Origin of the sequence: Micromonospora inaquosa, from assembly GCF_003857055.1 — a bacterium.
Classification (GTDB): Bacteria; Actinomycetota; Actinomycetes; order Mycobacteriales; family Micromonosporaceae; genus Micromonospora; species Micromonospora inaquosa.
Genome location: NZ_QGSZ01000250.1, coordinates 1 through 8,385 on the forward strand (window position 1 = coordinate 1; position 8,385 = coordinate 8,385).

The following is an 8,385-nucleotide window of genomic DNA, read 5'->3' on the forward strand; positions in this document are numbered from 1 at the left end:
GACAATTCGGTCGCGGGGGCAGACGGCACAAGTGCAGCTGGGTATCGGTGTCCCATGCGACGGGACTGACACGCCGAGTTCCTAGTACTCCAACTGTGGACTATCGGGGAAAGTACTGATGGCCGCCCCTAATCGCACGTAAATCGCACGGCGGGCCTCAGAGCCATCTCCGCCGTGAGTCCCACGCACCCTGGCCCCTGGTCTGCTCGGCTCTGCCTGGGACTCATGGTGGAGATGGCGACCCGCGCAACCACCGACTACCGCACCGTCCGGACGGGCATCCCCCATCTCTGTCGTAGATCCCTGCCCGGAGGGCAACAGCTCTTGCCGTCCGCCAACGCTGCCGGCCGGGCCGGCCGATGCCGGCCGGAGGTCGCCAGCAGGCCGGGGCCGGGCCGGCGCGGGCCGCCTTGACGCCGCGCGACGGGCCGCCGCCGATCCGCCTGATGTCTCGGCAACCAACCCGAGCCGTCCGAGCGGAGAGGAGGCATGACCGTGGCCGATGATCTGCTGACCCCGGGTGAGGTAGCCGCTCACCTTCGCGCCACACCTCGTTTCGTGCGCCGGCTCGTGGCTGAGCGGCGGATCGCCTACGTCAAGGTGGGACGCCTCGTACGGTTTGAGCCTGCTGCGGTGGCCGCCTACATCGCGGCCAACCGGGTGGTGCCAACCTCGCGGGCGGAGCTTCGGCGTCAGTTCGGGGCGGTGGCCTGATGGGCGCCAAGCGTCGACGTTTCGGCAACGTCCGCAAGCTGCCGTCTGCCCGGTGGCAGGCTCGCTATCTCGGCCCGGACGGCGTGATGCGGACCGCCCCACAGACGTTCGCCCTGCACATCGCGCCGCACCTGGGCCGCCTCGCCCTGGCCGCCATCAAGCCGGCCACCATCCGGAGCTGGCGCGGAAAGCTGCTCGGCGGCGGGACTCCGGAGCCGCAGGCGGTCAAGGCGTACTGCCTGCTCCGGGCGATCCTTAACACGGCTGTGCGAGAGAACGAGATCCTTCGGCAGAACCCGTGCCGGATCAAGGGCTACGACCGGTACCACACCCCGGAGCGGCCCACCGCGACGATCGCTCAGGTCTACGCCCTGGCCGACGCCATGCCGGCCCGCCTCGCTGCGCTGATCGTCGTGGCCGCGCTCTCAGGTCTGCGGTGGGGAGAGCTGGCTGCCCTGCGACGCTGCGATGTCGACCTGGACGCGGCGACCGTGCGGGTGAACCGCAAGCTGGCGGCGCTGAAGGACCGTCTGGAATTCGGGCCACCCAAGTCCGCCGCCGGGGTCCGCGTTGTCGCCCTGCCGGCAGCTGCGGTGGAGTCCCTGCGGGAGCACCTGGCCGAGCATGTCGAGGATCGCCCTGACGCGCTGATCTTCACGGGTGCGAAGGGTGCGCCGCTGCGTTCCGGCAACGTCGTGCGGGCCGTCAACTGCGGGCGGCCCTGATCTATCAACACGCCACCAGCGAGCGGGACCGCGAGATCGCCCACGCGATGGATCGCCGTATCGCCGGAAACGGTCGACGTCGGCCGTGAATGGCACGTGGATGGCACGCAAGATCCAGAGTGGGGGAGAAGTGAACGGCCCAGGTGCCGCGATGATGCGGTCTACCTGGGCCTTCGTGGGTGGAGCGGGCGACGGGAATCGAACCCGCGTAGTCAGTTTGGAAGACTGAAGCTCTACCATTGAGCTACGCCCGCGTGCATCCCGTCGAAACAGGACGCACCCCTAGCGTACCCAATGCCGGTGCCCGACCCGTAACCGCGCCACCGGCCCCCGATGCCGCGTCGTCGCGGACCCGCCGGCACGACGCCCCAGGATCCGCACGTCCGGGGGAGTCGAGGGGATCTTGGGGTAGGTGGTTCGGGGTGCGCTGGTAATTTTCGGGGGTTCTGTCCGGGTGGCTGATGCCCCGGCACCAACTGAGGCGTGGCGACGGCATAGACTGCACGTCGCCACGGGGTGTGGCGCAGCTTGGTAGCGCACTCGCTTTGGGAGCGAGGGGCCGTGGGTTCAAATCCCGCCACCCCGACTGTCGTCCGCGGCCGGGCCGCCCCGGGTGCCGCCCAGTGCGGCCCCCGGGCGATGCCGGAGCGTCAGGCCGGCTCGCCTACACTCGATGGGCTGAATCACGCCCAGACTCAACTGAGATCCGTCAAGGAGTACGCCTGTGAAGAGCACCGTCGAGACTCTGAGCCCGACGCGCGTGCGGCTCGCCATCGAGGTGCCGTTCGTCGAGCTCGAGCCGAGCCTCAAGAAGGCGTACCGGGAGATCGGTTCGCAGGTCCAGGTCCCGGGCTTCCGCCGGGGCAAGGTGCCGACCGCGGTGATCGACCAGCGGGTGGGCCGGGGCACCGTCCTCAACGAGGCGGTCCAGGAGGCCATCCCGGAGAACATCCTCGCCGCGGTGCGCGAGCACGACCTGAAGACGCTGGGGCGCCCGGAGGTCGAGATCACCGAGTTCAACGACGGTGACTCGCTGAACTTCACGGCCGAGGTCGACGTTCGTCCGGAGATCACCATCCCGGACGCGAGCACCATCGAGGTGACCGTCGACGAGCTGCAGATCGACGATAGCGAGATCGACGAGCAGGTGAAGAACCTGCGGGAGCGTTTCGCGACCCTCAAGACCGTCGAGCGGGCCGCCGCCGAGGGCGACTACGTCCAGATCGACCTCAACGCCACCGTCGACGGCGAGGACGTGCCGGGCGGCCAGGCGAGCAACATCTCCCACGAGGTGGGCAGCAAGCAGCTCCTGCCGGGCCTGGACGAGGCCGTCGTCGGTCTCGCCGCCGGCGATGACACCACCTTCACCACCCAATTGGTCGGCGGCGACTTCGCCGGTCGCGACGCCGAGGTGGCGGTGACCGTGCGCACGGTCAAGGAGAAGGAGCTGCCGGAGCTGAACGACGAGTTCGCCCAGATGGCGAGCGAGTTCGACACGATCGAGGAGCTCCGCGGCGACCTGCGGGCCCGGGTCACCCAGGGCAAGCAGGTCGAGCAGATCTACGCCGCTCGGGACAAGGCCCTGGCCCAGCTGGTCGAGGCCGCCGAGATCCCGGCCCCGGAGGGCGTCGTCCGCGAGGAGGTCGAGAGCCGCAAGCAGGCGATGATCGACCAGCTGGAGCGGATCGGCGCCTCGATGGAGGAGTACCTCGCGGCCGAGGACAAGACCGAGGAGCAGATCGACGCCGAGCTGACCGAGGCGGCGACCGAGGGCGTCAAGGTCCAGCTCCTGCTGGACACGCTGGCCGACGCGGAGGACGTGCAGGTCTCCGACGACGAGTTCGGGCACGAGATCGTGCACCGGGCGCAGCGTGCCGGGATGGCCCCGCAGCAGTACTACGACCAGCTGGTGCGCTCCGGCGCGGCCGCCGCGGTCTTCGGCGACGTGCGGCGGGGCAAGGCGCTCGCGGCTGTCATGGAGCGGATCACGATCAAGGACTCGGCCGGCAACGGGATCACCCTTGACGCGCTGCGCGCCGCCAACGAGGCGGAGCACAACCACGACCACTGATCGTCGGGTGCGGCCGCCGTCCGCCGCTCAGCGGCAGACGGCGGCCGTTTCCCTTTCCGGGGACGCCCGGGCAGCAAGCACTGCCGGGGACGCCCCGGAAGCCCGCGTCGCGGGTACGCCCGACACAGCTGCGCTGAGAGCGAACACTGCCCCGACCGGGACTCTGCCGCCCCGCACAGCGGTTAGTGTCGGGAAAGACGGTACGGAGAGCGAAGGGCTGCCATGACCGACATGCACATCCCCAAGAAGTCGCTCCGGGCGATTGACGCGCGCGGTGGCGACTCCATTGGCAACCTCGACGACTCGGTCTACAACCGGTTGCTCAAGGAACGCATCATCTTCCTGGGCAGTGAGGTGACCGACCAGGTCGCCAACCGCATCTGCGCGCAGCTGCTGCTGCTCGCCGCGGAGGACCCGGACCGCGACATCAACCTGTGGATCAACTCGCCGGGTGGCTCGGTCTACTCCGGCATGGCGATCTACGACACCATGCAGTTCATCGACAACGACGTGTCGACCGTGGCGATGGGCATGGCTGCCTCGATGGGTCAGCTGCTGCTCTGCGCGGGCACCAAGGGCAAGCGTTACGCCCTGCCCCACGCACGGATCATGATGCACCAGCCGTCCGGTGGTCTGGGCGGCACGGCGTCCGACATCGCCATCCAGGCGGAGCAGATGCTCTACACGAAGCGGATGTTCCAGGAGCGGGTCGCGCACCACACCGGCCAGAGCCAGTCGCAGATCGAGGCCGACTCGGACCGGGACCGTTGGTTCACCGCCCAGGAGGCCATGGACTACGGCTTCATCGACAAGGTGATCATCGGGGCCGCACAGGTTCCGGATGGCGCCGGGACCCTGAGCTGAGGAGCTGACGATGACCGATCTGAGCCTGCCGCCCCAGTTCGCGGCCGTGCACAACCGCTACGTGCTGCCGTCATTCGTCGAGCGCACGTCGTACGGGGTCAAGGAGTCGAACCCGTACAACAAGCTCTTCGAGGACCGGATCATCTTCCTCGGTGTCCAGGTGGACGACGCGTCGGCAAACGACGTGATGGCCCAGCTGCTGACGCTCGAGGGCACCGATCCGGATCGCGACATCATCATGTACATCAACTCGCCGGGTGGGTCGTTCACCGCCATGACGGCGATCTACGACACCATGCAGTACGTCCGTCCGGACATCTCGACGGTCTGCCTCGGGCAGGCGGCGAGCGCGGCGGCGGTGCTGCTCTCGGCGGGCACTCCGGGTAAGCGGATGGCCCTGCCGAACTCGCGGATCATCATCCACCAGCCGGCCACCGAGGGCGGCTACGGGCAGGGCTCGGACATCGAGATCCAGGCCCGGGAGATCCTGCGGATGCGTACGCAGCTGGAGGACATGCTGTCCCGCCACTGCAACCGCCCGATCGAGCAGGTTCGCAAGGACATCGATCGCGACAAGATCATGACGGCCGCAGAGGCCAAGGAGTACGGGCTGGTCGACACCATCCTGACCAGTCGCAAGAAGGGTCTGCTGGCGGCCAACGCCGCTCGCTGAGCCGCATCGGGTCAGAGGTTGGCCGGGGATCCGTTCCCGGCCGACCTCTGACACACCCGTTTTGGGGGTCGGAGAATGCTCCGCCAGCGGGTAACGTCGGGTCCGTACCGCTTCGCCGGTTCGGCCGGCGGCGCGAACTAAGCCGGGCGGCGCGCAACGTCCGCAGGTCAGGGCCGGGTCTCCGGCCGATGAGTGCAGGGAGAACGTAGGTGGCACGGATCGGTGACGGCGGCGACCTACTGAAATGCTCCTTCTGCGGCAAGTCGCAGAAGCAGGTCAAGAAGCTCATCGCGGGCCCAGGGGTCTATATCTGCGACGAGTGCATCGATCTCTGCAACGAGATCATCGAAGAGGAGTTGGCCGAGTCCGGCGAGGTGAAGTGGGAAGAGCTTCCCAAGCCGATGGAGATCTGCCAGTTCCTCGACACCTACGTCGTGGGTCAGGATCAGGCCAAGAAGGCGCTCGCCGTCGCGGTCTACAACCACTACAAGCGGATCCAGGCCGAGGCTGCTGGCGCGCCGGGCTCCGGCAGTGACGCCGTCGAGCTGGCCAAGTCCAACATCCTGCTGCTCGGTCCGACGGGGTGCGGCAAGACCCACCTGGCGCAGACCCTGGCCCGGATGTTGAACGTCCCGTTCGCCATCGCCGACGCCACCGCGCTGACCGAGGCGGGCTACGTGGGCGAGGACGTGGAGAACATCCTCCTCAAGCTGATCCAGGCCGCCGACTACGACATCAAGCGCGCCGAGACCGGCATCATCTACATCGACGAGGTCGACAAGATCGCCCGCAAGTCGGAGAACCCCTCGATCACGCGGGACGTCTCCGGTGAGGGCGTGCAGCAGGCCCTGCTCAAGATGCTCGAGGGCACGGTGGCCAACGTGCCGCCGCAGGGTGGCCGCAAGCACCCCCACCAGGAGTTCATCCAGATCGACACCACCAACGTGCTGTTCATCTGTGGTGGCGCGTTCGCCGGTCTCGACCAGATCATCGAGTCCCGCACCGGGCAGGGCGGCACGGGCTTCGGTGCCCGGCTCCGGTCGGTGTCCGAGCGGTCGACCGACGACATCTTCAGCCAGGTCATGCCGGAAGACATGCTCAAGTTCGGGCTGATCCCCGAGTTCGTCGGCCGACTGCCGGTGATCACCAACGTGCGCAGCCTGGACCGCAGCGCCCTCGTACGGATCCTCACCGAGCCACGCAACGCTCTGGTCCGGCAGTACCAGCGCCTGTTCGAGCTGGATGGTGTCGAGCTCGAGTTCGACGAGCCGGCGCTGGAAGCCATCGCCGATCAGGCGATGCTGCGGGGCACGGGCGCCCGTGGTCTGCGGGCCATCATCGAGGAGGTCCTGCTCTCCGCGATGTACGAGGTGCCGAGCAACCCGGACGCCGCCCGGGTGCTGATCACCCGCGAGGTTGTCCTGGAGAACGTCAACCCGACGATCGTGCCGCGTGAGTTCACCGGCCGTCGCGCCCGCCGCGATCGCGAAGAGAAGTCCGCCTGATCCTCCCCGCGTCACGCCGGCCGCCCAGTCCCTGAGGCGGCCGGCGTGATCGTTTTCGCTGGCGCCTGCCCCCCACTGACCACCCGCGTCGGCTAGGCCGTGACGCTGTCCGTGAGCGGCCCTCCAGCCGTACCCTTTGCTCATGCGTGTCGCCGTCTGCCAGCTGAACGCCCGGGACGACCGTAAGGCCAATCTGGCGGCCGCGGAGGCCCTGCTGGAGCGCGCCGCCGCCGGCGGCGCGGATCTCGCCGTCCTCCCGGAGTACGTCGACTACCTGGGTCCTGCCGCTGGGCTGCCCGAACCGGAGCCGGTGGACGGGGAGGTGGGCAGCTTCTTCGCCGGGGTCGCCCGGCGGCTCGGGATCTGGGTGGTGGCCGGCTCGTTCCACGAGGCCGGCCCGGACCCGGACCACACCTGGAACACGTCGCTGGTCTTCGACCGCTCCGGCAGTCTGGCCGCGAGCTATCGCAAGATCCACCTGTACGACGTGGAGATCCCCGGTCGCGTCTCCTACCGGGAGTCGGCGAGTGTCGCGCCCGGGGTCCAACCGGTGGTGGTCGACGTCGAAGGGCTGCGGGTCGGCCTGTCGATCTGCTACGACCTGCGCTTTCCGGAGCTGTACCGGCTGCTCGCGTCCGATGGTGGCGCCCAGCTGCTGGTGGTTCCGGCCGCATTCATGATGCACACCGGCCGGGACCACTGGGAGGTCCTGCTGCGGGCCAGGGCGATCGAGAACCAGTGTTTCGTGGCGGCGGCTGGTCAGACCGGCGACCACGACCCGGGTCGCACGTGCTTCGGACGCAGCATGGTGGTCGACCCGTGGGGGACGGTCATCGGCCAGGTGCCGGATGGTCCGGGGGTCTCCGTCGTCGACCTGGACCTCGACCGGCTCGACGCGATCCGGGCCGAGCTGCCCAGCCTCGCCAACCGCCGGCTCTGAGCCTCAGCCCTCCAGCAGGACACCGATCACCGCGAACCCGGCGATCGCCGCTGCGGTGACCAGCAGTGCAGTGGTCATTCGCGATCTGCCCCGGCGGGCAAGTCGTCCCACTGAGAGCACAAGTACGACCAGCACGACCGCGCCGATCACCACCTGCCAGAACGGCCCGATGAGGCCGAGCAGCGCCTCCTCGGCGAACACCCCGTGCCTGGACTCATCCATGACTGACACTCTGGCACGTCGAGGCGGGCTGCGTCCTCGACCGCACCGAGGACGCTGGGGCGCTCCCCGTCCGAACCAGTGATGAACCCTGATTTGCCTTCTCCGGGCCGTCCGCGTAACTTTCTCTCTGCACGGGGGAGGCCGGACAAACCGGCCGAGAACGGGCGCCAGGCTCGTGGCGGGAACGCCGAGCGAGACTGAGGATCGGGCGGTGCGGAACACTCCGGAAACGGGGTTGCGAACGCGGAGCCGACCGGGTAGAGTTCTGAAGCCGGCAGGAGCCGGGCGGAGAGCCGCGAAGCGGTGATCGGCCGGTCTGCGGTTTCCCACGACAGAAACGAACGTCGGTAACGACGTGCGTCATCGTGGACTCTAAGCAGTAACAGTATCCGCATTACCGAATGAAGCATGACGGACCGCGAAACATCGGTTTGACACGGCGGAAACGGGCGGGTAACGTAGTTAAAGTGCCTGGCGCTGATAGCGGTGGGTACGGGGTACGGAAAGCCCCGGTTGGGGTTCCGCTGAGGTGGGGCTTCTGGTCGGTGTGTGGTTGTTCTTTGAGAACTCAACAGGGTGCTTGTAAAGCCAGTGCCAATTATGATTTATACCCCGGACTGGTCAGTTTTTGCTGGCTGGTTGGGATTCCTTTGGCAACATTTGTTTGTTGC

At 67.9% G+C, this 8,385-nt stretch carries 8 protein-coding genes and 2 tRNA genes; 8 read left to right on the forward strand and 2 right to left on the reverse strand.

Annotation, left to right across the window (positions count from 1 at the left end; translation table 11 throughout):
• Nucleotides 1-489 precede the first annotated feature (489 nt).
• Both DLJ59_RS22330 and DLJ59_RS22335 read left to right on the forward strand, forming a co-directional pair.
• Entirely contained in the window at nt 490-714 is a 225-nt protein-coding gene (locus DLJ59_RS22330; protein ID WP_124774569.1) for a helix-turn-helix domain-containing protein, read from the forward strand.
• Complete coding sequence (locus DLJ59_RS22335; RefSeq protein WP_208648797.1) at nt 714-1,439, forward strand: tyrosine-type recombinase/integrase; 726 nt, start codon at nt 714-716, stop codon at nt 1,437-1,439. Before DLJ59_RS22330 ends, DLJ59_RS22335 begins: the two co-directional genes overlap by 1 nt.
• A gap of 180 nt (nt 1,440-1,619) precedes the next feature.
• On the opposite strand, the gene DLJ59_RS22340 is transcribed toward DLJ59_RS22335, so the two are convergent.
• A tRNA-Gly gene (locus DLJ59_RS22340) sits at nt 1,620-1,693 on the reverse strand.
• A gap of 258 nt (nt 1,694-1,951) precedes the next feature.
• On the opposite strand from DLJ59_RS22340, the gene DLJ59_RS22345 reads away from it, so the two are divergent.
• The 6 genes from DLJ59_RS22345 to DLJ59_RS22370 all read left to right on the forward strand — a co-directional run bounded on the left by DLJ59_RS22345 (nt 1,952) and on the right by DLJ59_RS22370 (nt 7,492).
• A tRNA-Pro gene (locus tag DLJ59_RS22345) sits at nt 1,952-2,025 on the forward strand.
• Nucleotides 2,026-2,163: 138 nt separating this feature from the next.
• A complete protein-coding gene (gene tig, locus DLJ59_RS22350; protein ID WP_124774570.1) occupies nt 2,164-3,510 on the forward strand; it encodes a trigger factor in 1,347 nt (448 codons plus the stop codon).
• 222 nt (nt 3,511-3,732) lie between these two features.
• On the forward strand, nt 3,733-4,374 hold the full coding sequence (locus DLJ59_RS22355; RefSeq protein WP_007464111.1) for an ATP-dependent Clp protease proteolytic subunit: 642 nt from the start codon (nt 3,733-3,735) through the stop codon (nt 4,372-4,374).
• A gap of 10 nt (nt 4,375-4,384) precedes the next feature.
• A complete protein-coding gene (locus DLJ59_RS22360; protein WP_124774571.1) occupies nt 4,385-5,047 on the forward strand; it encodes an ATP-dependent Clp protease proteolytic subunit in 663 nt (220 codons plus the stop codon).
• 209 nt (nt 5,048-5,256) lie between these two features.
• Nucleotides 5,257-6,552, forward strand: coding sequence for an ATP-dependent Clp protease ATP-binding subunit ClpX (clpX, locus tag DLJ59_RS22365; RefSeq protein WP_030333537.1), 1,296 nt, complete (start codon nt 5,257-5,259; stop codon nt 6,550-6,552).
• 142 nt (nt 6,553-6,694) lie between these two features.
• Nucleotides 6,695-7,492 carry a carbon-nitrogen hydrolase family protein gene (locus DLJ59_RS22370; protein WP_124774572.1) on the forward strand — a complete coding sequence of 266 codons (798 nt, stop codon included), beginning with the start codon at nt 6,695-6,697 and terminating at the stop codon, nt 7,490-7,492.
• A 3-nt stretch (nt 7,493-7,495) separates the two neighbouring features.
• Here the strand turns inward: DLJ59_RS22370 and DLJ59_RS22375 are convergent, their stop codons facing one another.
• The gene (locus tag DLJ59_RS22375; RefSeq protein WP_124774573.1) at nt 7,496-7,714 is read right to left on the reverse strand and encodes a hypothetical protein; all 219 of its coding nucleotides are present in this window, start codon (nt 7,712-7,714) and stop codon (nt 7,496-7,498) included.
• Nucleotides 7,715-8,385 lie beyond the last annotated feature (671 nt).

Excerpts from the sequence above, each read along its gene's own strand:
- DLJ59_RS22330 (WP_124774569.1), top strand. The coding sequence starts at position 490 with ATGACCGTGGCCGATGATCTGCTGACCCCGGGTGAGGTAGCCGCTCAC.
- DLJ59_RS22335 (WP_208648797.1), top strand. The coding sequence starts at position 714 with ATGGGCGCCAAGCGTCGACGTTTCGGCAACGTCCGCAAGCTGCCGTCT.
- DLJ59_RS22355 (WP_007464111.1), top strand. The coding sequence starts at position 3,733 with ATGACCGACATGCACATCCCCAAGAAGTCGCTCCGGGCGATTGACGCG.
- DLJ59_RS22360 (WP_124774571.1), top strand. The coding sequence starts at position 4,385 with ATGACCGATCTGAGCCTGCCGCCCCAGTTCGCGGCCGTGCACAACCGC.
- DLJ59_RS22370 (WP_124774572.1), top strand. The coding sequence starts at position 6,695 with ATGCGTGTCGCCGTCTGCCAGCTGAACGCCCGGGACGACCGTAAGGCC.
- DLJ59_RS22375 (WP_124774573.1), bottom strand. The coding sequence starts at position 7,714 with ATGGATGAGTCCAGGCACGGGGTGTTCGCCGAGGAGGCGCTGCTCGGC.